At 68.9% G+C, this 18,330-nt stretch carries 22 protein-coding genes and 2 pseudogenes; 12 read left to right on the forward strand and 12 right to left on the reverse strand.

Features of this window, described 5'->3' with window-relative positions:
- Window positions 1-6: 6 nt before the first annotated feature.
- Entirely contained in the window at window positions 7-753 is a 747-nt protein-coding gene (locus tag ACIO92_RS09305; protein ID WP_366446188.1) for a transglycosylase SLT domain-containing protein, read from the reverse strand.
- Window positions 754-1,179: 426 nt separating this feature from the next.
- Between ACIO92_RS09305 and ACIO92_RS09310 the strand changes: the two genes are divergently transcribed.
- From ACIO92_RS09310 to ACIO92_RS09320, 3 genes are all read left to right on the forward strand, one after another.
- Complete coding sequence (locus tag ACIO92_RS09310) at window positions 1,180-2,325, forward strand: GAF domain-containing sensor histidine kinase (protein ID WP_366446189.1); 1,146 nt, start codon at window positions 1,180-1,182, stop codon at window positions 2,323-2,325.
- Window positions 2,318-2,962, forward strand: coding sequence for a response regulator transcription factor (locus tag ACIO92_RS09315; RefSeq protein ID WP_366446190.1), 645 nt, complete (start codon window positions 2,318-2,320; stop codon window positions 2,960-2,962). The genes ACIO92_RS09310 and ACIO92_RS09315 overlap by 8 nt, the downstream gene beginning before the upstream one ends.
- A gap of 153 nt (window positions 2,963-3,115) precedes the next feature.
- Window positions 3,116-3,358, forward strand: coding sequence for a chaplin (locus tag ACIO92_RS09320; protein ID WP_351796345.1), 243 nt, complete (start codon window positions 3,116-3,118; stop codon window positions 3,356-3,358).
- A gap of 499 nt (window positions 3,359-3,857) precedes the next feature.
- Here ACIO92_RS09320 and ACIO92_RS09325 read toward each other — a convergent pair whose 3' ends face one another.
- Window positions 3,858-4,649 (reverse strand): hypothetical protein, encoded by a 792-nt coding sequence (locus ACIO92_RS09325; RefSeq protein ID WP_366446191.1) that lies wholly within the window; start codon window positions 4,647-4,649, stop codon window positions 3,858-3,860.
- A gap of 146 nt (window positions 4,650-4,795) precedes the next feature.
- On the opposite strand from ACIO92_RS09325, the gene ACIO92_RS09330 reads away from it, so the two are divergent.
- The 4 genes from ACIO92_RS09330 to ACIO92_RS09345 all read left to right on the forward strand — a co-directional run bounded on the left by ACIO92_RS09330 (window position 4,796) and on the right by ACIO92_RS09345 (window position 7,995).
- Window positions 4,796-5,593 carry an ABC transporter ATP-binding protein gene (locus ACIO92_RS09330; protein WP_351796318.1) on the forward strand — a complete coding sequence of 266 codons (798 nt, stop codon included), beginning with the start codon at window positions 4,796-4,798 and terminating at the stop codon, window positions 5,591-5,593.
- A gap of 75 nt (window positions 5,594-5,668) precedes the next feature.
- Window positions 5,669-6,097 (forward strand): NfeD family protein, encoded by a 429-nt coding sequence (locus ACIO92_RS09335; RefSeq protein WP_402279104.1) that lies wholly within the window; start codon window positions 5,669-5,671, stop codon window positions 6,095-6,097.
- Between the two features lie 93 nt (window positions 6,098-6,190).
- Window positions 6,191-7,129, forward strand: coding sequence for an SPFH domain-containing protein (locus ACIO92_RS09340; protein WP_351796324.1), 939 nt, complete (start codon window positions 6,191-6,193; stop codon window positions 7,127-7,129).
- A gap of 92 nt (window positions 7,130-7,221) precedes the next feature.
- A complete protein-coding gene (locus tag ACIO92_RS09345; RefSeq protein WP_366446192.1) occupies window positions 7,222-7,995 on the forward strand; it encodes a sulfite exporter TauE/SafE family protein in 774 nt (257 codons plus the stop codon).
- Window positions 7,996-8,061: 66 nt separating this feature from the next.
- Here the strand turns inward: ACIO92_RS09345 and ACIO92_RS09350 are convergent, their stop codons facing one another.
- The 3 genes from ACIO92_RS09350 to ACIO92_RS09360 all read right to left on the reverse strand — a co-directional run bounded on the left by ACIO92_RS09350 (window position 8,062) and on the right by ACIO92_RS09360 (window position 10,115).
- Window positions 8,062-8,568, reverse strand: a complete 507-nt coding sequence (locus tag ACIO92_RS09350) for an HNH endonuclease (RefSeq protein ID WP_351796330.1) — start codon at window positions 8,566-8,568, stop codon at window positions 8,062-8,064.
- Window positions 8,569-8,733: 165 nt separating this feature from the next.
- The gene (locus ACIO92_RS09355; protein WP_401235532.1) at window positions 8,734-9,273 is read right to left on the reverse strand and encodes a YbhB/YbcL family Raf kinase inhibitor-like protein; all 540 of its coding nucleotides are present in this window, start codon (window positions 9,271-9,273) and stop codon (window positions 8,734-8,736) included.
- Between the two features lie 59 nt (window positions 9,274-9,332).
- Window positions 9,333-10,115, reverse strand: a complete 783-nt coding sequence (locus tag ACIO92_RS09360; protein ID WP_351796336.1) for a sporulation protein — start codon at window positions 10,113-10,115, stop codon at window positions 9,333-9,335.
- A 77-nt stretch (window positions 10,116-10,192) separates the two neighbouring features.
- On the opposite strand from ACIO92_RS09360, the pseudogene ACIO92_RS09365 reads away from it, so the two are divergent.
- The 3 genes and pseudogenes from ACIO92_RS09365 to ACIO92_RS09375 all read left to right on the forward strand — a co-directional run.
- Window positions 10,193-10,450: pseudogene (locus tag ACIO92_RS09365) on the forward strand (DNA-3-methyladenine glycosylase); the annotation flags it as partial.
- A gap of 14 nt (window positions 10,451-10,464) precedes the next feature.
- On the forward strand, window positions 10,465-11,076 hold the full coding sequence (locus tag ACIO92_RS09370) for a DNA-3-methyladenine glycosylase (RefSeq protein ID WP_402279099.1): 612 nt from the start codon (window positions 10,465-10,467) through the stop codon (window positions 11,074-11,076).
- 480 nt (window positions 11,077-11,556) lie between these two features.
- Window positions 11,557-11,829, forward strand: a complete 273-nt coding sequence (locus ACIO92_RS09375; protein ID WP_401235528.1) for a hypothetical protein — start codon at window positions 11,557-11,559, stop codon at window positions 11,827-11,829.
- A 505-nt stretch (window positions 11,830-12,334) separates the two neighbouring features.
- Here the strand turns inward: ACIO92_RS09375 and ACIO92_RS09380 are convergent.
- Window positions 12,335-12,796, reverse strand: coding sequence for a DUF2199 domain-containing protein (locus ACIO92_RS09380; protein WP_401235933.1), 462 nt, complete (start codon window positions 12,794-12,796; stop codon window positions 12,335-12,337).
- A gap of 235 nt (window positions 12,797-13,031) precedes the next feature.
- On the opposite strand from ACIO92_RS09380, the gene ACIO92_RS09385 reads away from it, so the two are divergent.
- Window positions 13,032-13,619, forward strand: coding sequence for a recombinase family protein (locus ACIO92_RS09385; RefSeq protein ID WP_401235526.1), 588 nt, complete (start codon window positions 13,032-13,034; stop codon window positions 13,617-13,619).
- A 35-nt stretch (window positions 13,620-13,654) separates the two neighbouring features.
- Here ACIO92_RS09385 and ACIO92_RS09390 read toward each other — a convergent pair whose 3' ends face one another.
- The 5 genes from ACIO92_RS09390 to ACIO92_RS09410 all read right to left on the reverse strand — a co-directional run bounded on the left by ACIO92_RS09390 (window position 13,655) and on the right by ACIO92_RS09410 (window position 17,442).
- Window positions 13,655-13,903 (reverse strand): hypothetical protein, encoded by a 249-nt coding sequence (locus tag ACIO92_RS09390; RefSeq protein WP_402279094.1) that lies wholly within the window; start codon window positions 13,901-13,903, stop codon window positions 13,655-13,657.
- A gap of 291 nt (window positions 13,904-14,194) precedes the next feature.
- A complete protein-coding gene (locus tag ACIO92_RS09395) occupies window positions 14,195-15,028 on the reverse strand; it encodes a helix-turn-helix domain-containing protein (RefSeq protein WP_402061225.1) in 834 nt (277 codons plus the stop codon).
- On the reverse strand, window positions 15,025-15,549 hold the full coding sequence (locus ACIO92_RS09400) for a DUF6879 family protein (RefSeq protein WP_402279089.1): 525 nt from the start codon (window positions 15,547-15,549) through the stop codon (window positions 15,025-15,027). Before ACIO92_RS09400 ends, ACIO92_RS09395 begins: the two co-directional genes overlap by 4 nt.
- Window positions 15,533-15,739, reverse strand: a complete 207-nt coding sequence (locus ACIO92_RS09405; protein WP_401235518.1) for a hypothetical protein — start codon at window positions 15,737-15,739, stop codon at window positions 15,533-15,535. Before ACIO92_RS09405 ends, ACIO92_RS09400 begins: the two co-directional genes overlap by 17 nt.
- Window positions 15,740-15,993: 254 nt before the next feature.
- On the reverse strand, window positions 15,994-17,442 hold the full coding sequence (locus ACIO92_RS09410; protein ID WP_401235516.1) for a recombinase family protein: 1,449 nt from the start codon (window positions 17,440-17,442) through the stop codon (window positions 15,994-15,996).
- A 68-nt stretch (window positions 17,443-17,510) separates the two neighbouring features.
- On the opposite strand from ACIO92_RS09410, the pseudogene ACIO92_RS09415 reads away from it, so the two are divergent.
- Window positions 17,511-17,927 (forward strand): annotated as a pseudogene (locus ACIO92_RS09415) (DNA-3-methyladenine glycosylase); the annotation flags it as partial.
- A 145-nt stretch (window positions 17,928-18,072) separates the two neighbouring features.
- Here the strand turns inward: ACIO92_RS09415 and ACIO92_RS09420 are convergent.
- Window positions 18,073-18,330 (reverse strand): hypothetical protein (locus ACIO92_RS09420; protein WP_402279086.1); only part of this gene is annotated, 258 nt, incomplete at its 5' end.

Consider the following 18,330-nt stretch of genomic DNA (forward strand, 5'->3'; position numbering starts at 1 on the left):
GCGGGCTCAGTACGCGCTGTTGACGTTGTCGATCGAGCCGTAGCGGTCGGCCGCGTAGTTGGCGGCGGCGACGATGTTGGCGACCGGGTCGTACTGGTCGAAGGGGGTGCCGGGCACGTGGTACGCCTTGAAGGTCGGGTAGATGACCTGGAGCAGACCCTTGGACGGGACGCCGTTGACGGCGTTGATGTCCCAGTTGTTGATGGCGCGGGGGTTGCCGCTGGACTCGCGCATGATGTTCTTGTGCAGGCCGTGGTAGCTGCCCGGGATGTCGTGCTTGTCCATGATGAACAGGGCCTCGCGGATCCAGCCGTCGAGGTTGTTCGTGAAGACCGGGGCGCGGGCCGCGGAACGGTTCGCGGCCGCCTGCTCGGCGGCGCGCTTCTGCGCGTCCGCCTGCGCCTTGACCCGGGCGTCGGCCTTGGCCTTCGCCTCGCTCCTGGCCTTCGCGTCCGCCTGCGCCTTCGCGTCCGCCTTGGCCTTCGCCTCGGCCTCCTGCTTGGCCTTCAGCCCGATGGTGCTCTGCTGGTCGGCGATGCTGGCGGCCAGCGCCTTCGCCTGGGGGCTGCTCGCGTCGTACGACCAGGAGACCTGCTGCGTTCCGGAGAGGGCCTGCGGCTCCGTCTCGGTGCCGCCGTTCCCCGGGACGAGGGAGAGGGCGAGGGCCCCGGCAGCGAGGGCGGCCACACCGGCGGCGGCGGCCTTGTGGGTCTTCTTCAGACCACGACTGTGGCCAGGGGTGTTCGCAGACATAACGGACTACCTCTTCGAATCGCTGGGGGTCGCTCGGCCGGGGCGGCGCTGCGCCTGCTCGGCGGCGACGAGGGCAATTCTTAGCGGCGGCAAAATGCTGTGGCAAAGGTGCGACCTACGATCCCGGGTAGTGGATCAGGGTCCCGTGCACAGGCCACGGAAGGGCCCTGATGTCTGACTCGCCCCGCTCTGGGGCCGTACTGGAGCGCCCACTAGGCCACTTCGTAAGTGATGTGCGTCCTATGCGCGGGCTCACATCGCCCTTACCTCGAACTCACCCCACGTTGCTGAAGCAACGCATTCGGTGAGCGTCCTCCTCCTTGAGGGGGAGGAAATCCAGGGGCCCTGCGACCTAGGTCCCCGGTCCCGTCCGCCGAGGTCTCCGGACGGATACGCAGTGTCACGACCCGCCGGTACGGTGAACACATGAGCCATCGACCCAGCTCCGGCCTGGCCGCCGTGAGCACCGCCCTCCTCGCGATGAGCAGACACCTGGAGGTCCGCGACGTCCTCAAGACGATCGTGGCCTCCGCCCGCGAGCTGCTCGACGCGGAGTACGCGGCCCTGGGCGTCCCCGACGACCACGGCGGCTTCGCCCAGTTCGTGGTCGACGGCGTCAGCGACGAGCAGTGGAAGGCGATCGGCCCGCTGCCCCGGCAGCACGGCATCCTGGCCGCGATGCTCCACAAGGCCGAGCCCGAGCGGCTCGCCGACGTCCGCCGCGACCCCCGCTTCGAGGGCTGGCCGGACGCCCACCCCGAGATGTCCGACTTCCTCGGCCTGCCCGTCCGGGACGGCGACGAGACCCTCGGCGCCCTCTTCCTCGCCAACAAGCGCTGCCCCAAGGAGGACGGCCGCTGCGGCTTCACCGCCGAGGACGAGGAACTCCTCTCGATCCTCGCCCAGCACGCGGCCATCGCCCTCACCAACGCGCGCCTCTACGAGCGCAGCCGCGAGCTGACCATCGCCGAGGAGCGCTCCCGTCTCGCCCACGAGCTGCACGACGCCGTCAGCCAGAAGCTCTTCTCCCTCCGGCTGACCGCGCAGGCCGCCGCCGCCCTCGTCGACCGCGACCCCGCCCGCGCCAAGGACGAGCTCCAGCAGGTCGCCGCGCTCGCCGCCGAGGCCGCCGACGAACTGCGGGCCGCCGTCGTCGAGCTCCGCCCCGCGGCCCTCGACGAGGACGGCCTCGTCCACACCCTCCGTACCCAGATCCAGGTCCTCGACCGCGCCCACAGCGCCCGCGTCACCTTCGAGAGCACCGGCACCAGGGCCCTGCCCGCCGCCCAGGAGGAGGCCGTGCTCCGCGTCGCCCAGGAGGCCCTGCACAACGCCCTGCGGCACGCCGAGGCGGGGCACGTAGCCGTCTCCCTGGCCCGCGCGGGCCAGGGAGCCCGGCTGACCGTCACCGACGACGGCAAGGGCTTCGAGCCGCGTACGGTCCGCAGCGCGGGCCGCCACCTCGGCCTCGTCTCGATGCGGGACCGGGCGGGCGGCGTCGGCGGATCGCTCACCGTGACCTCTGCCCGGGGCGAGGGCACCACGATCGAGATGGAGGTACCCGGTGGCTGACAAGCGGATCCGCGTCCTGCTGGTCGACGACCACCAGGTCGTCCGCAGAGGACTGCGCACCTTCCTGGAGGTACAGGACGACATAGAGGTGGTGGGGGAGGCCTCCGACGGCGCCGAGGGCGTCGCCAGGGCCGAGGAACTGCGCCCCGACGTGATCCTCATGGACGTGAAGATGCCCGGCACCGACGGCATGGAGGCGCTGAAGCGGCTCCGGGGGCTCGCCAACCCCGCCAGGGTCCTCGTCGTCACCAGCTTCACCGAGCAGCGCACGGTGGTGCCCGCGCTCCGCGCCGGTGCCTCCGGATACGTCTACAAGGACATCGACCCGGACGCGCTGGCAGGCGCGATCCGCTCGGTCCACGCCGGGCACGTGCTGCTCCAGCCCGAGGTCGCGGGCGCGCTCCTCTCCCAGGAGGACTCGCCGGGCGGCACCGGCCGGGGCTCGACCCTCACCGAGCGGGAGCGCGAGGTGCTCTGCCTGATCGCGGACGGCCGCTCCAACCGCGAGATCGCCCGCGCGCTCGTCCTCTCCGAGAAGACGGTCAAGACCCATGTCTCGAACATCCTGATGAAACTGGACCTCGCGGATCGCACACAGGCGGCCCTCTGGGCGGTCCGGAACGGCCTCACCGACTGACGCGCCCCCGAACGCGCCGGGCGCACGACCGTTCAATACTTCATACCGTCGTGTGTATGTCCCCCGTTCGGCGCAACCTCACGGGAGGTACGGCGTTCTCCATGGCGTGCTGCGGCGGACCGGCCGCAGCGATGACCAGGAGGAAGTACACAAGTGAAGAACCTCAAGAAGGCCGCCGCCCTCACCATGGTCGCCGGTGGCATCGTCGCCGCCGGTGCCGGTGTCGCCTCCGCCCACGGGGCCGACGCCACGGGGCAGGCCCACCACTCGCCGGGCGTCGCCTCCGGCAACCTGGTGCAGGTCCCGGTCCACGTCCCCGTGAACGTCTCCGGCAACACGGTCAACGTGATCGGCCTGCTGAACCCGGCCTTCGGCAACGGCGCCTTCAACGGCTGACCCACCGCACGCAGAACCCGACCGGCCCCCGGCAAGCTCCGGGGGCCGGTCCCGCGCGTCCGGCCCCCGCGAGAGCACCGACCCCGGGCCGCACGGCACCCGAGCCCCCGGCCCCGGAAGCCGTACGCCCCACCCCTGCGCGTGGCCTTTCCGCCGTACGCCCGAGCGCACTCCGCGCCCCCGAGCAGTTCTACGCCCCCGGGGCCGTACGACTCCCCACAGGGGCGACCCGACTCCAGAGCCCGCGCCCCCGCCCACCCCCGCTCCGAGGGAAGGCGACCCCTATACACGGGCGGCGGGTCCCCCGGACGAGGCTTCGTCCCGCTCCCGCGCCTCCAGGCGAACGCGCGGGAGCTCGGGCCGCAGACCTCCGACCGGATCCACGCAGAAGCACTCCGGGACGGACGTACCCGAGCCGGACCCACCCCGAGGCAGACCCACCCGGGACGGACCCACCCCGAGCCGGACGTACCCGAGGCGAACCCACCCACGGCAGGTCTCAGACCCCCCGCTCCCGCTCCCTCTCCTCCACATACGCGTTGTACGCCGCCACCTGCGCCCGCCGGGCCACCCGCTCCACCGGCCGCAGCGCCGCCCCCCGTGCCGCCATCTCCGAGGCGCTCACCGCGCCCCCGTGCCCGTGGTCGTACGCCAGATCCACCAGCAGCCCCACCCGCTGCGCCAGCTCCAGGACCCGCACCGCCCGCGCCGGATACCCCGGTGCCAGCACCTCGCGCCCCACCTCCGCGCGCGCCCGGTACGCCTCCCGCACCGCGTCCGCCACCGGCCCCGAGGCCGCCACGTCCAGCCGGGTCAGGACGGCCGTCGCCTCCCGCAGCCCCTCCGCCAGCTCCCGCTCCGCCTCGCCCAGCGAGGGCACGTCGGCGGGCGGTGCCTCCCGCACCGGGAGGCACCGCCACACCACCGACACATGCGCGTCGCCCCTGGGCCCCGCCTCGGAGACCTCCGGCACGAGCCCGTACGGGGCGCCGAAGCCCACCACCGCCTCCTCCGCCTCCAGGGCGCGCGCGTTGAAGTCCGACGGCCCGCTCAGCCCCAGCGGATGCCCCGGCGCGGGCAGCGCCACCCGCCACCCGGTCACCCCGAGCCCCCGCAGCCGCCCGAGCGCCAGCGTCAGCCCCACCTGCCCGGCCTCACCCGGCAGCCCCTCGACGCGGTGCACCGCGTCCTCCCCGACAATGGCCAGCGCCGCCTCGTCCGGCGACACCACCCCGGCCAGCAGGGCATTGCCCCATGCGGCCAGGCGTCCTGAGCGTGGTTCAGAAAGCATCCCCCCAGACTAGGCCGCGCTCGCCGGCCCAAAGGAAGCCCTAGGGACCGGCCCGTCCCGCCGATAACGTAGGTTTTCCCCTGGACGCCGCGCCCATCGGCGCAAGGCGACGACACGACTCGACCGCAAGGGGAGACAACGCGCTCATGAGCGATGTACTGGAGCTGGTGGACGTATCCGTGGTCCGCGACGGACGGGCTCTGGTGGACGAGGTCTCCTGGTCGGTCAAGGAGGGCGAGCGCTGGGTGATCCTCGGACCCAACGGCGCCGGAAAGACCACCCTTCTGAACATCGCCTCCAGCTACCTCTTCCCCACCCGCGGCACCGCCCGCGTCCTGGGCGAGCAGCTCGGCGGCGTCGGCACCGACGTGTTCGAGCTCCGTCCCCGCATCGGCATGGCGGGCATCGCCATGGCGGAGAAGCTCCCCAAGCACCAGACCGTCCTGGAGACCGTCCTCACCGCCGCGTACGGCATGACCGCCACGTGGAACGAGGACTACGACCCGGTCGACGAGGAGCGCGCCAAGGCCTTCCTCGACCGCCTCGGCATGAGCGACTACCTGGACCGCAGGTTCGGCACCCTCTCCGAGGGCGAGCGCAAGCGCACCCTGATCGCCCGCGCGATGATGACCGACCCCGAACTGCTGCTGCTCGACGAGCCCGCCGCCGGTCTCGACCTCGGTGGCCGCGAGGACCTCGTCCGCCGTCTCGGCCGCCTGGCCCGCGACCCGTACGCCCCCTCCATGATCATGGTCACCCACCACGTCGAGGAGATCGCCCCCGGCTTCACCCACGTCCTGATGATCCGCCAGGGCAAGGTCCTCGCCGCGGGCCCGGTGGAGATGGAGCTGACCTCCCGCAACCTCTCGCACTGCTTCGGCCTGCCGCTCGTCGTCGAGCGCGCCGGTGACCGCTGGACCGCCCGCGGTCTCCCCCTGAAGTGACGCACCCGGCGCCGGCGTTCCGCACAGCCGCCCGCGCCCTGTCCCGAGGGGCCCCACCCGCCCTACCATGACCAGGTGGACATCGACGCGTGGATCTGGTGGCTGATCGGCGCGGTGGGGCTCGGCATTCCGCTGGTCCTGACCGCGATGCCGGAGTTCGGCATGTTCTCCGTGGGAGCGGTGGCGGGGGCGGTGACCGCGGCCCTGGGCTTCGGCGTCGTTCCCCAGGTGCTCGTCTTCGTCGTGGTCTCGGTGGCGCTCATCGCGGTGGTACGCCCCATCGCCGCCCGCCACCGCGGCGGCGGGCCGGGCATCGCGACCGGGATCGACGCGCTGAAGGGCCGTCAGGCCGTCGTGCTCGAACGGGTCGACAGCCACGGCGGCCGCATCAAGCTCGCCGGGGAGATCTGGTCCGCCCGCACCCTCGACACCGGACAGACCTTCGAGACCGGCGAACAGGTCGACGTCGTGGACATCGACGGGGCGACCGCCGTCGTCATGTGACCGAACCTCGCCCATGACGTCCCGACGTCTGCGAAACTCGATCATCGAAAGCAACCCGGCAGTCAACCGGCAGCGAAGGGCACGGGGAACACGATGTCAGCAGTCATCATCGTCCTGATCATTCTGGTGGTGCTCGTCTTCATCGCCCTGATCAAGACGATCCAGGTCATCCCGCAGGCGAGCGCGGCGATCGTCGAGCGGTTCGGCCGCTACACCCGCACCCTCAACGCCGGGCTGAACATCGTCGTCCCGTTCATCGACTCGATCCGCAACCGGATCGACCTGCGCGAACAGGTCGTGCCGTTCCCGCCGCAGCCGGTGATCACCCAGGACAACCTCGTCGTCAACATCGACACGGTCATCTACTACCAGGTCACCGACGCGCGGGCCGCGACCTACGAGGTCGCCAGCTACATCCAGGCGATCGAACAGCTCACCGTCACCACCCTCCGCAACATCATCGGCGGCATGGACCTGGAGCGGACCCTCACCTCCCGCGAGGAGATCAACGCGGCCCTGCGGGGCGTCCTCGACGAGGCCACCGGCAAGTGGGGCATCCGCGTCAACCGCGTCGAGCTCAAGGCCATCGAGCCGCCGACCTCCATCCAGGACTCGATGGAGAAGCAGATGCGCGCCGAGCGCGACAAGCGCGCCGCGATCCTCACCGCCGAGGGCACCCGCCAGTCCGCGATCCTCACCGCCGAGGGCGAGAAGCAGTCCGCGATCCTGCGCGCCGAGGGCGAGTCCAAGGCCGCCGCCCTCCGCGCCGAGGGCGAGGCCCAGGCGGTCCGCACGGTCTTCGAGGCCATCCACGCGGGCGACCCGGACCAGAAGCTCCTCTCGTACCAGTACCTCCAGATGCTTCCGAAGATCGCCGAGGGCGACGCCAACAAGCTCTGGATCGTGCCCAGCGAGATCGGCGACGCGCTCAAGGGCCTCTCCGGCGCGTTCGGCAACGTGCCCGGCGGCGCACCCGGCTTCAACACCAAGAGCGCCGGACCCGAACGGCGCGACGAACCGCCGGTTGACTGACACGTACACGTAATATTCGTGCATGATCGGTACGAGCCCCTCGACCCGGACGACCTCAGGGCGGGGAGGCGACTCGCTGACCATGTAAGGAGATGGCGTTGTCCATCTGGGAAGCTCTGGCGGTCTTCGCCGCCGGCATCGGCGCCGGCACCATCAACACCATCGTCGGATCGGGAACGCTCATCACGTTCCCGGTCCTCCTCGCGACCGGACTCCCCCCGATCACCGCGAACGTCTCCAACGCCCTCGGACTCGTCTCCGGCTCCGTCAGCGGAGCCATCGGCTACCGGCGCGAACTCAAGGGCCAGAAGAACCGCGTCCTGCGTCTCGGCACCGCGGCCCTCCTCGGCGGCCTCATCGGCGCGATCCTGCTGCTCGCCCTGCCGTCCAAGGCGTTCGACGCGATCGTCCCCGTCCTCATCGGACTCGCGCTCGTCCTGGTCCTCCTCCAGCCCCGGATCGCCGCCGTCGTCAAGCGCCGCCGGGAACGGACCGGCACCGAGGCCCACCCCGACGGCGGCCCCGTCCTCCTCGTCGGACTCTTCTTCGCCAGCATGTACGGCGGATACTTCGGCGCCGCCCAGGGCGTCCTCTACCTCTCGCTCATGGGCCTGCTGCTCCATGACGAGCTCCAGCGGATCAACGCCGTCAAGAACATCCTCGGCGCCCTCGTCAACGCCGTCGCCGCCGTCTTCTTCCTCTTCGTCGCCGACTTCGACTGGACCGCGGTCCTGCTCATCGCCGTCGGCTCCACCCTCGGCGGCCAGCTCGGCGCCAAGATCGGCCGCAGACTGCCGTCCGCCGTCCTGCGCGGAGTGATCATCACGGTCGGCGTCCTCGCCATCCTCCAGCTCACCCTGCGCTGACCCCGACGACGAAAGGGCCCGTCCACCCCCACCGGGGTGGACGGGCCCACACCGTACGAGAAGGGGTTACGCGGCCGCCCCCGCCAGCCACTCCGGCAGCTGGGAGCGGTCACCGGCCCGCATCGCGAGCAGCATCGCGTCCGCGGGCGTCGGCTCGAACGGCTGGCGCAACAGCGGCATCCCGGCCTGCTCGGGCGTCCGGTCGGCCTTGCGGTGATTGTCCTCGGCGCAGGAGGCGACCGTGTTCAGCCAACTGTCCCCGCCACCCTGGGCGCGCGGCACCACGTGGTCGACGGTCGTCGCCCGCCGCCCGCAGTACGCGCACCTGTGCTGGTCGCGCACCAGCACCCCCCGTCTCGACCACGGCGCCTGTCTTCGGAAGGGCACCCGTACGTACCGGCAGAGCCTGATCACCCGCGGCACCGGAAGATCGACGGCCGCGCCCCGCACACGGAGATCGGGATGGGCGTGCTCGACCACGGCCTTGTCCGTCAGGACGAGCACCACCGCGCGGTTGAGCGTGACCGTCGACAGCGGCTCGAAGCTCGCGTTCAGTACCAGCGTTTCCCGCATGGGTGCCCACCTCCCGTGTGCAGGTCCGGCCCCCGGACGGGGCGATGGGACCTGGATCAACGATGGCCGGGACGGCCGGGGTCGGACAACGCAATTTCCGCGAAACAAAAGATGCCCGCTTCTGATCTCTCCAAGACCAGAAGCGGGCAAACAACAAACGAACGATCAGACCGCCGCAGGAGCCGCGTACTCACCGACCAGCTGGGCGCGTCCCAGCGTGTGGAAGCGCAGGTTGAAGCCCACCACCGCGGGCGACGCGTCTCCGTCGGGCCCGAGCCTCTCGCTGTCCACCGCGTACACCGTGAAGACGTACCGGTGCGCCGGGTCCCCCGCCGGGGGAGCCGCCCCGCCGAAGTCCTTCGACCCGTAGTCGTTCCGTACGTGCGTGGCACCGGCGGGCAGCCCCTCGAAGGCACCGGAGCCGACGCCGGCGGGCAGCTCCGTCACCGACGCCGGGATGTCGAACAGCACCCAGTGCCAGAACCCGCTGCCCGTCGGGGCGTCCGGGTCGAAGCAGGTGACGGCGAAGCTCTTCGTCTCCGCCGGGAAACCTTCCCAGCGCAGCTGCGGCGAGGTGTTCCCCGCCGCGTACACCTGCGCGTCCTTCAGGACCCCGCCCGGCGCGATGTCGTCGCTCACCACGGTGAACGCCGCCACCGGCGGATGGAAGTCGTGGGGGAGCGGCGCCCTCTTGCCCTCGGACACGTCGAAAACCTCCGAACCTCACGCCCGTACGCTGCCTCGGCAGCCTGACGGGACCGAGCCTAGAGCCAGTTGCGGCGACCGCCGACCTCGGCGAGCCACTGGTTCAGGTAGGCCGCCCAGTCGGTGGTGTGGAAGTCGTGCAGCCCGACCTTGAAGGCGCGGAAGGAGTCGCTGCCCTCCGTGAACAGACCCGGCTTCTTGTCCATCTCCAGGATGACGTCCATCTCCCGGTCGTCCGCGACGAAGCTGACCTCGACCTGGTTGAGCCCCCGGTACTGCTGCGGCGCGAAGAACTCGATCTCCTGGTAGAACGGCAGCCGCTGCCGCGTCCCCCGGATGTGCCCGCGCTCCATGTCCGCGCTCTTGAAACGGAAGCCCAGCTGGAGGAAGGCGTCCAGGATCGCCTGCTGCGCGGGCAGCGGGTGCACGTTGATCGGGTCCAGGTCGCCCGAGTCCACCGCGCGGGCGATCTCCAGCTCGGTCGTCACACCGATGTGCATCCCGCGCAGCTGCTGCCCGGAGACCGAGGTCACCGGGGTCTCCCAGGGGATCTCCAGACCGAACGGCACCACGTGCACCGCGCCGGCCTGCACCTGGAAGGCACCGCCGAGGCGCACCTTGACGAACTCGATGTTCTGCTTGTGCTCCTGGTCACCGCCCTCGACCTCGACCCGCGCCTGGAGCCCGACCGACAGCCCCTCGATCTGCTGGTCGACACTGCCGCCCTGGATACGGACCTCACCCTGGACGACCCCGCCCGGGACCACGTTCTCCTCGGTGAGCACCGTCTCCACGGTGGCCCCACCGGCGCCCAGGCTCGCGAGCAGCTTCTTGAATCCCATGACTTTCACTCCTTCTCGGTCCTGACCCCTACATACGCGCAACGACGGTAACCGGTTCCCCACTACGCTCGGACGCCATGAGCGAGACCCCCGACCGCACGCCGCTCCCGCGTTCCTTCTTCGACCGTCCGGTCCTGGAGGTCGCGCCCGATCTCCTGGGCCGCACGCTCGTCCACCGCGTCCCCGAAGGAGTGCTGGAACTGCGCCTCACGGAGGTGGAGGCGTACGCCGGTGCCGTCGACCCCGGCTCGCACGCCTTCCGGGGCCGCACCACGCGCAACGCCGTCATGTTCGGCCCGCCCGGACACGTGTACGTCTACTTCACCTACGGCATGTCAAGGCGGTCAGCATGAACATCGACTTCCTTGCCCACCCAGCCGAAGAGGTCGCCCCCAAGCTGCTCGGGAGCGTCCTCACCTGCAAGACACCCGAAGGTACCGTGAGCATCGCCATCACGGAGACCGAGGCGTACTCCGGTGAGGCCGATCCGGCTTCCCACGCCTACCGGGGCCGGACACCCCGTAATGCCGTCATGTTCGGACCCGCGGGGCACCTGTACGTCTACCGGTCCCACGGACTCCACTGGTGCGCCAACGTCGTCACCGGAACGGACGGCATCGCCTCGGGTGTGCTCATCCGGGCAGGCAGGGTCATCGAGGGGGAAGACCTGGCACGCCGACGACGAGGGGAAAGGGTCGAGAGCGCACGTCTGGCCCGAGGCCCGGGGAACCTCGGCCAGGCGCTCGGCATCACAGCAGAGCACAACGGCGCAGACCTCCTTACGGGTACCTCGGTCATGCTGTCCGAGGGCAAGCCGGTACCCGCTGCGCTCATCCGGGTCGGCCCACGGGTGGGCGTGAGCAGAGCCCACGACTGGCAGCACCGCTTCTACCTCGCCGGTGATCCGACGGTCTCGGCGTACCGACTGAGCCCGAGAGCCAGGCCGCCGGCCGGAGCCTGAGCTGCTGTGCGCCTCGCTCGCGGCCTGCCGGTGGGTCGGCGCGGAATTGGGGGTCAGGCGATGCGTGATCGTCCGCGAGCGCGGCGCGTGCCCCGTTCCTGGCCGGCCGAGTGACCGCCGATGCGCGCGCCACACGGAAGGGCAGCTCCCTGAACAGGGTGCTCCCTCCTCCGGGTAAGATCCCTCGGTCAGGTCGCCGCAGTCGCTCCCGACCGCACGAGACCGAGTCCAGGCCCGAAGGCTTGGGCGTCCACCTGTGAAGAGAGACCGCGCCATCCGTGCCCGGTCCACCCCCGCGACGAAAGGGAGGCACATGTCCCGCCATCCGGCGGGGGTCACTGGCGCACCCGTGTGCGCCTCACAGGAAGGGACTGCCCAGTGGGACGTCTCCCGTTTCAGTTCGAAGGCGACTTCGCCGCTGTGTCTCAGGAGGAGTACAAGCGGCGGGCACGAGATACACGCTTCGACTACGCCCACCGCGTGGAGTACGCAGCCATGGGATGGGCGAACCAGATCGGGCACGCCGAGTTCCCGCCGGATGAGCTGAACAAGATTCTTGCCGACAGGGACGGCAAGGTGCCCAGCAACAACGCTTTGAACAACCATGTGCGCAAGGCGAAGGGGTGGGGCTTCATCGAGACGGAGTCCAACCGCCGGTGCCTCATACTCCCGGTGTTCCACTTCCAGAAGGGCATCGGGGACGCAACCTGCGATGAGCACGGCATACGCAAGGCCAAGAGCTTCCGGCCGTAGCTCACAGGCGGGACGTGTCGATCAGGCATGCCCGCGACATGTGAGACGTGCCGATCGGGTAGCCAACGACATGCGACATCTGTCAGGGCAGGGCTGTGACCTGCGGTGATGTGCTGCCTTTCTTAATCTTCTTGGCAAGCCATCGGCAACACTCGCAAGGAGTAGCGGAGGGGCGGCCGGTAGGCCGCCACAGTCGCAAGTGGTCTACGGCAGTGCGGCCTCAGCAGGGGCCGCCAGGAGCAAACCGGCAGGACCAAGAGTGGCGCTGCCGCGCCCCACAGCCACAGACGTAAGGCCTTGTTCCTTGCAGCCTTCCGCCGCTGCCGGCAAGGGCAGGGCAAGGCTGTGACCAGGTCATATGCTCCCGCCGTGGCAGTCTGTGGGCAGGGCGGACGGACCCTGAAACCGTGGCGGAATCTTGGCTGCCAAGACATGGCGGTCGAGCAAGGACCCGTCAGGGGGTCATACCCCACCCCTCCGACGCCGACGTGCTCGGCTGTCTCGGTCAGCGGTTCTCGCCGTTGCCGTGGAGGACGGCTTCGGCGATCTCGCGGACGCGGTCGAGACTGATGCCAGTGCGCTGCTCGACCGCGAGAGGATGATCGGTGGGTTCGAGCTCGATGAGGGGGCGCTGGCCGACCGGGCGGGTGTGAGCGTTCGTCTTCAGGTTGGTGGTGCCGGGCGAGTAGATCGGCAGTTCGGTGGTCAGCCAGCCGAAGTACGGCTTCTCGTCTTCGCGGCCGGGCGTGTTCCACATGTCGGCGGCCCGGGAGAAGCTGTCTCGGCTGAGGGAAACCCAGACTCCCCACGAGAACACCTCGTCACTGCCGATGACGGGTATCTCGATCAAGCCCTTGATGAAGTAGTGCTGCGCCTTGATCACGCACTGGTCTGATGAGAGCAGGCTGTCGGATCGGCCTTCGAAGCTCGCATCCCAGACATCGGGGGCCGTGGCGCTGTAGCCCATCGGAAGTTCCGCGTGGTACTCGCCACAGCATGAACAGGTGTAACCGAGATCGTTGGTCATGCGCGGGAGCCTAGCTTCGCTGCGAAGCGCAGCGACGAAACCGGGTCGCAAAAACCAAGGTTTGTGAGACGAGAGGCTGAGAACCCCTCGCGGGGGCGCAGCCCTGTTCAAAACCCGTCTCGAAACTTCCATTTCAGACTTGATCTTTTGAGATGAGTTCTGAGACGGTCTCGTCATGGCAGAGATCACCACGTCCGCGGGGCAGCCCATCGGTTACGCCCGCGTCTCGACCGATGACCAGGAAGCGCAGTTGCAGCGAGACGCACTGACGGCCGCAGGGTGCACCCGGATCTTCGAGGACAAGGCGTCCGGCAAGAACACCAACCGGCCGGAGCTCACGGCCGCACTGGACTACGCCAGACCTGGCGACACCCTGTGCGTGTGGAAGCTCGACCGATTCGCTCGGTCGCTGATCGACCTTGTGACCATGGTCGACACCCTGCGAGAGCGGGGTATCGGGTTCAAGGTGCTCACGGGTGCACTGGCCAACATCGACTCCGGTACGGCGGACGGCCGTCTCATGCTTCAGGTGGTCGGGGCCATGGCGGAGTTCGAGCGCAGTCTCATCAGGGAGCGCACCCGCGCAGGACTGGACGCAGCCAAGGCCCAGGGCCGTACCGGCGGCCGGCCGTCCGTGGTGGACGAGGACGTACTCACTGTGGCCCGTGCCAGGCAGGCCAAGGGAGAGAGCGTCAGCGCCATCGCCAAGGCACTCGGCGTCTCCCGCGCCACGCTGTACCGGCACCTGGGAGAGCGCACCTGAGACAGCAGCGCAGCAGTGCAGACAGGCCCTCGGCTCTACGCCGGGGGCTCTTGTCGTCTGTCCGGCTCGGTACGCACCACCATGGCGAACGCCGTGCAGATCCGCCGGAACCCGCGATGGTTGCTCAGGCCGGTGTGACTCATGCACTCGCCGTCGACCGTCGCACCGTCCGTCGAGGGCTCCGCCTTCCACTTGCAGTGCAGGCACTCCGCCTCGAAGGTCACGTCCGTGTCCGGATGCTGCGTGATCCGGTGCGTCACGAACTGCAGGATCGTGCGCGCCATCAGCGCCCCTGGTGTTCGTTCCGGAGGTGAGCCCGCAAGCCCACGTTCACGTCCGACACCTGTGAGTGATCCCCGACCGACGTGGCGTTCGCGCGAGCCACCGCGTACCGAAGGCACTCACGACAACCCGACACAGGGTCGGGCGGCGCAGAGGGAAGGGTCACGTATACCGGCCCGTCCATCGTCGTCTTGGGTGTGCTCATCCGTGCGACCTCCCGACTTTTCGCCTGCCGAAGGATGATCCCCCGGGGTGCGTACGGGATGGCGCTTCAGTCGCGTAGTCGACTGAAGTCATGCGCGGCAAGCGGCGGACCACTCGGCGAGCCGTGCCCGAAGGTCTTCGCCGAAGAGGGCGTGTTCCTCGTACCCGGCGAACTCCTTCAGGTACGCCTGAACGTCTCGGCCGTCGCGGAGTACGAGACTTCCCGCCGTCGTCTCGATGGTGACCAACGCGGCGTCATAGACGGTGAACGTGCTCAGAGGAGTTCGGGGTGTCGGTGCCCCTACGGGGATCACCCCGATCTGAACGTTCGGGAGGTAGGACAGGGACGCCAGCCGGTCCATCTGCTCGGCCAGTGCCAGCGGGGAGACGACCGGCCAACGAACCGCCTGCTCGGTCAGAACGAACGTGAACCGCTTCGAGGCGTCGTAGAGGACGGCTTGCCGTCCCAGCTTCCCTGCTGCGGCCTTGCTCGTGTCGGCCGTCGAGTGGGCCAGACTCGCCCGTACGTACTCCGGGGTTGCGAGCAGGCCCGTAACCATCGAGAGCAGGAAGTAGCGCATCTGCGTGGAGGACGTTTCGAGTGCCTTCAGCTCGGCCTGTCTCGTGCCGAGCCCCTTGCGCCGAAGTTCTCGGAGGTTCCGCCACTCGGTGTTCGCCATCCTGGCGAGGGCGGAGACCTCGGCAACCAGACTCGGCGGAGCGTCCAGCGCTCGCAAGATCTGCTCGACGTCGACCAGGGACGGCCGTGTCCGGCCGTTCTCGATGCGAGACACCTTCGACTGGGACATGTTGCAGCGCGCTGCGAGCCGGTCCCCTGAAAGGCCGGCTCGCTTGTGCAAGTCCCGTAGCAGGGAGGCGAGTTCGGTACCAGACTCGCCAAGCTGCTCAGCTTCGAACGTCACTCCGTCACATGCTCCGTGTACTCCAGGAAGGGAACCGACTCGGCAACGGCGATGCGCTGCCACTCGATGAACGGCGCAGGGTCACCCTCGTACAGCTCCCGGCTGATCTGCGTTCCGTCGTTCTCGTACTTCATGAGAACGACCGTCGAGCGGTCGAACATCCAGAAGTCCTCGACGTCCGGCAACGGGTTGTCTCGCTCGGTCACGTCAAGGATGCGGATGTCCTCCCCGGCGAGCACGTGCGGGGCGTAGTACCGGGAGAACTCGAAGCGCAGGTACTCGGAGAGCGGTCGAGTCAGGACGTGCACTCGCCCCTTGCTCCTGCCCTCGCCTTGCAGCCGCTTCAGGTCTTCCGTGTACGCCGACGAGTAGGTGCCCGGGTCGACGCGCTTGCCTGCCCTGAAGGCTGCGAGTTCGTCCGACTCCTGCGGTACGAGGTACTGGGGCAGGGTCTCCAGCCGCCACGCTTCCGACTGGAAGCCGCGGAGCATCGCCCGCCGCTCCTCACCATCCAAGAGCACGAACGGCCTCCCGAAGAACACTCTCGGGGATCTCCACGAGCCCTTCCCCCTGTGGGGGAGCGAAGGCGTCGGACACGTCGCCCTGAACCGCAATGGAGCCGGACGCGGTGCGGTAAACGTTCGGGCAGTCATCCTCTCCGAACGTGCCGTTGCCGTTACCCGTGAGCCGAGTCAGTTCTTCGCGTGCCATGCGGAACCCCCTTGACCTGCCAGCCCGGTTGGGCCGCCTGAGACGACCGTACGGGGGCCACTCACAGCCGTCCATGCATGGACGTGACTCATGCACGTTGTTGCATGAACTGAGGAGAGAGGGGCGCACAGATGCTCTGAGGGATGTCCGGCCTCTCCCTCGCCGGGCATGACGAGGGGCCCCGCCCGACTCTCGTCAAACAGGGCCCGTATTCGTTGAGCGAGACCGCCGGCTCAGCTCTCAGGGAGCGGATCTCAGGGGTTCCGGAACGTGATCCGACAGTGCTCGCCCTTGAAGGAGCGGACCCCTCGACCGCGCGGCATCAGCTCGACTCGCTCGCAGACCTGCATGACGACGGTCCGCACGTAGTCGATGCGGTCGGGGTCCTCGTAGTCCAGTTCCTCCCACAGGTACTCGATGTCGCCCAGGTCGACGCGCACACGCTGCGATGCCATGTCTGCCAGCTCGGCCCGGATCTTGGTCAGCTCCGCGTCACACCTGCCGATGCCCGTCCGCAGGGTCGACGCGTCGATGTCCCCTACAGCGAACATCTCCGCCAGGGCCGTGCGCCTCTCGGATGCGGCCGTCTCCTCGGCCAGCAGTTCGGCCTCTCGCTCCTCGTCTGCGGCATCCGTGGCCGGTGCCGCGTTCCACTCCTCGGCCCTGTCGATGACCTTCCTGACCACGAAGGAGTCCAGCGGGTCCGCCGGGCAGGTGATGCACCGGCCACCCGAACACGTGTAGATGCGGTACCGCTCTCCCGCCGCGTTCTTCTTGCTCCACCCTTGGGTGACGACGGCCTGGCACTTCGAGCAGCGGACCACGCCGGACAACAGGGCCTTGCGCTTGCCGCCGCCACCCGTGTTGCGCTCGGGGTCGCTCAGGTGGCGGACCAGGGCACGGAATATGCCCTCGGAGACGATCGCCTCCCAGTTGCCCGCCCCGGTCTCCTCGGTCCGCCGCACGCGCATCCCGTCCGGCTTCTCGACCCACTGCGAGTACGTCTGGATTCCCGCGTTCCTCGGCTTCAAGAGGACGACCCGAAGGTTCGAGCTGCGCCACTCCTTGCCGTGCGGCGAGAGCAGTCCACGCGTGTTCCAGTCCTTCGCGATGGACCAGAGGGTGACGCCGGCCAGGACATCCCGGTACGCCTGCCGCAGGGCTTCCGCCTCTGCTTCTCGGTGCCTGCCGTCCCGCTCGAAGCCGAAGGGGCGAGTACTCCAGAAGGGCCTCCCCGACTCCCTGCGCCGCTGGTGTCCGAGTACCTGGCGTTCTACTCGCATCTCGGTCTCGTTGCGAGCCACCACAGCGCCGATGCGAGCAGCGAGGCGGCCGGACGGAGTGGACAGGTCGAGCACTCCCTGAGCCTGCGCGGCGGCCAGCGTGACGCCGGTCGCCTCGGCCAGGTCCACCAGGTCCTCCAGGTCCCAGGGGGTGCGGTACATACGGTCGTAGTGGCGGGACACGATGGCGTCTGCTTTGCCGTCCTCCACCAGAGCCTTGGCGCGCTCCCACTCGGCGCTCCGCTTGGTTCCCCGCTTCGTCGAAGCCGACGTGTCCTTCTCAACGATCACGTCTACGACCGACCAGCCCTTCCGGTCGCACAGCGCCTGACTCAGCTCGACCTGTTGTGTCAGGTTCCCGCCCTTGGATTCCTCGCCCCTCGGGGTGGGGCTGAGCCTGGCGTAGATGATCGCTCGCACTGCCTGTCTCCTGCTTGTCGTCGCTTTGCCGATGCTGCCGGACCAACGACCTACATGCCTAGCGAGTTACCTACAGCATGTGGCACTGCATGAACCTGGTGTGCGGCCCCGAGGGCGAGGCGAGCGGGGTGCTGCTGCGCGCGGGGGAAGTCCTGCGGGGCGCGGACCTGGCGCGTCCACGCCGCCGCTCGGCCCGCTCCGACCGCGAGCTGGCGAAGGGCCCCGCCCGTCTGGCGACCGCCCTCGACATCGGTCTCTCCCTGAACGGCACGGACGCCTGCGGCGGACCGGACACCCCGGTGGGCCTGCTGACCGGGACTCCGCCCGCGCCGGAACTCGTCCGCAACGGTCCTCGTACGGGCGTGGGCGGCGACGGCGCCCCGCACCCCTGGCGCTTCTGGATCGACGACGATCCGACGGTCAGCCCCTACCGGCCCCACACACCCCGCAAGCGCCCTCTTGACTCCGGGCGCGCGACCACCTAACGTAGCCCGAGCAGCTGGACACGGGCCTGCTTGTTCAAGCACCCCGCAGCCGCCACCCACTACTCAAGATGACTCCCCAGCAGGGGCTTATTTCGGCGTGCCGAAATTCGAATTCGAATGACTCGATTATGAGTCGCCGAAGAAATCAGCTAACGTAGTGGACATGCCGAGAGGCAAGGCCGCCAACAGGCCACTGGATACGAAATCCGAACCGGAAACGGAGCGGAAAACGATCTGGTAAGGTTGGAAACACGAAGGGAAAGCCCGGAGGAAAGCCCGAGAGGGTGAGTACAAAGGAAGCGTCCGTTCCTTGAGAACTCAACAGCGTGCCAAAAATCAACGCCAGATTAGTTGATACCCCGTCCATCTTCGGATGGTCGAGGTTCCTTTGAAGTAAAAACAC

The organism is Streptomyces sp. NPDC087215 (assembly GCF_044744885.1).
Taxonomy (GTDB): domain Bacteria; phylum Actinomycetota; class Actinomycetes; order Streptomycetales; family Streptomycetaceae; genus Streptomyces.

Coding starts and splice junctions, on each gene's coding strand:
- ACIO92_RS09305 (WP_366446188.1), bottom strand. CDS start 753: ATGTCTGCGAACACCCCTGGCCACAGTCGTGGTCTGAAGAAGACCCAC.
- ACIO92_RS09310 (WP_366446189.1), top strand. CDS start 1,180: ATGAGCCATCGACCCAGCTCCGGCCTGGCCGCCGTGAGCACCGCCCTC.
- ACIO92_RS09325 (WP_366446191.1), bottom strand. CDS start 4,649: ATGCTTTCTGAACCACGCTCAGGACGCCTGGCCGCATGGGGCAATGCC.
- ACIO92_RS09330 (WP_351796318.1), top strand. CDS start 4,796: ATGAGCGATGTACTGGAGCTGGTGGACGTATCCGTGGTCCGCGACGGA.
- ACIO92_RS09340 (WP_351796324.1), top strand. CDS start 6,191: ATGTCAGCAGTCATCATCGTCCTGATCATTCTGGTGGTGCTCGTCTTC.
- ACIO92_RS09345 (WP_366446192.1), top strand. CDS start 7,222: ATGGCGTTGTCCATCTGGGAAGCTCTGGCGGTCTTCGCCGCCGGCATC.
- ACIO92_RS09350 (WP_351796330.1), bottom strand. CDS start 8,568: ATGCGGGAAACGCTGGTACTGAACGCGAGCTTCGAGCCGCTGTCGACG.
- ACIO92_RS09360 (WP_351796336.1), bottom strand. CDS start 10,115: ATGGGATTCAAGAAGCTGCTCGCGAGCCTGGGCGCCGGTGGGGCCACC.
- ACIO92_RS09370 (WP_402279099.1), top strand. CDS start 10,465: ATGAACATCGACTTCCTTGCCCACCCAGCCGAAGAGGTCGCCCCCAAG.
- ACIO92_RS09380 (WP_401235933.1), bottom strand. CDS start 12,796: ATGGGCTACAGCGCCACGGCCCCCGATGTCTGGGATGCGAGCTTCGAA.
- ACIO92_RS09385 (WP_401235526.1), top strand. CDS start 13,032: ATGGCAGAGATCACCACGTCCGCGGGGCAGCCCATCGGTTACGCCCGC.
- ACIO92_RS09390 (WP_402279094.1), bottom strand. CDS start 13,903: ATGGCGCGCACGATCCTGCAGTTCGTGACGCACCGGATCACGCAGCAT.
- ACIO92_RS09405 (WP_401235518.1), bottom strand. CDS start 15,739: ATGGCACGCGAAGAACTGACTCGGCTCACGGGTAACGGCAACGGCACG.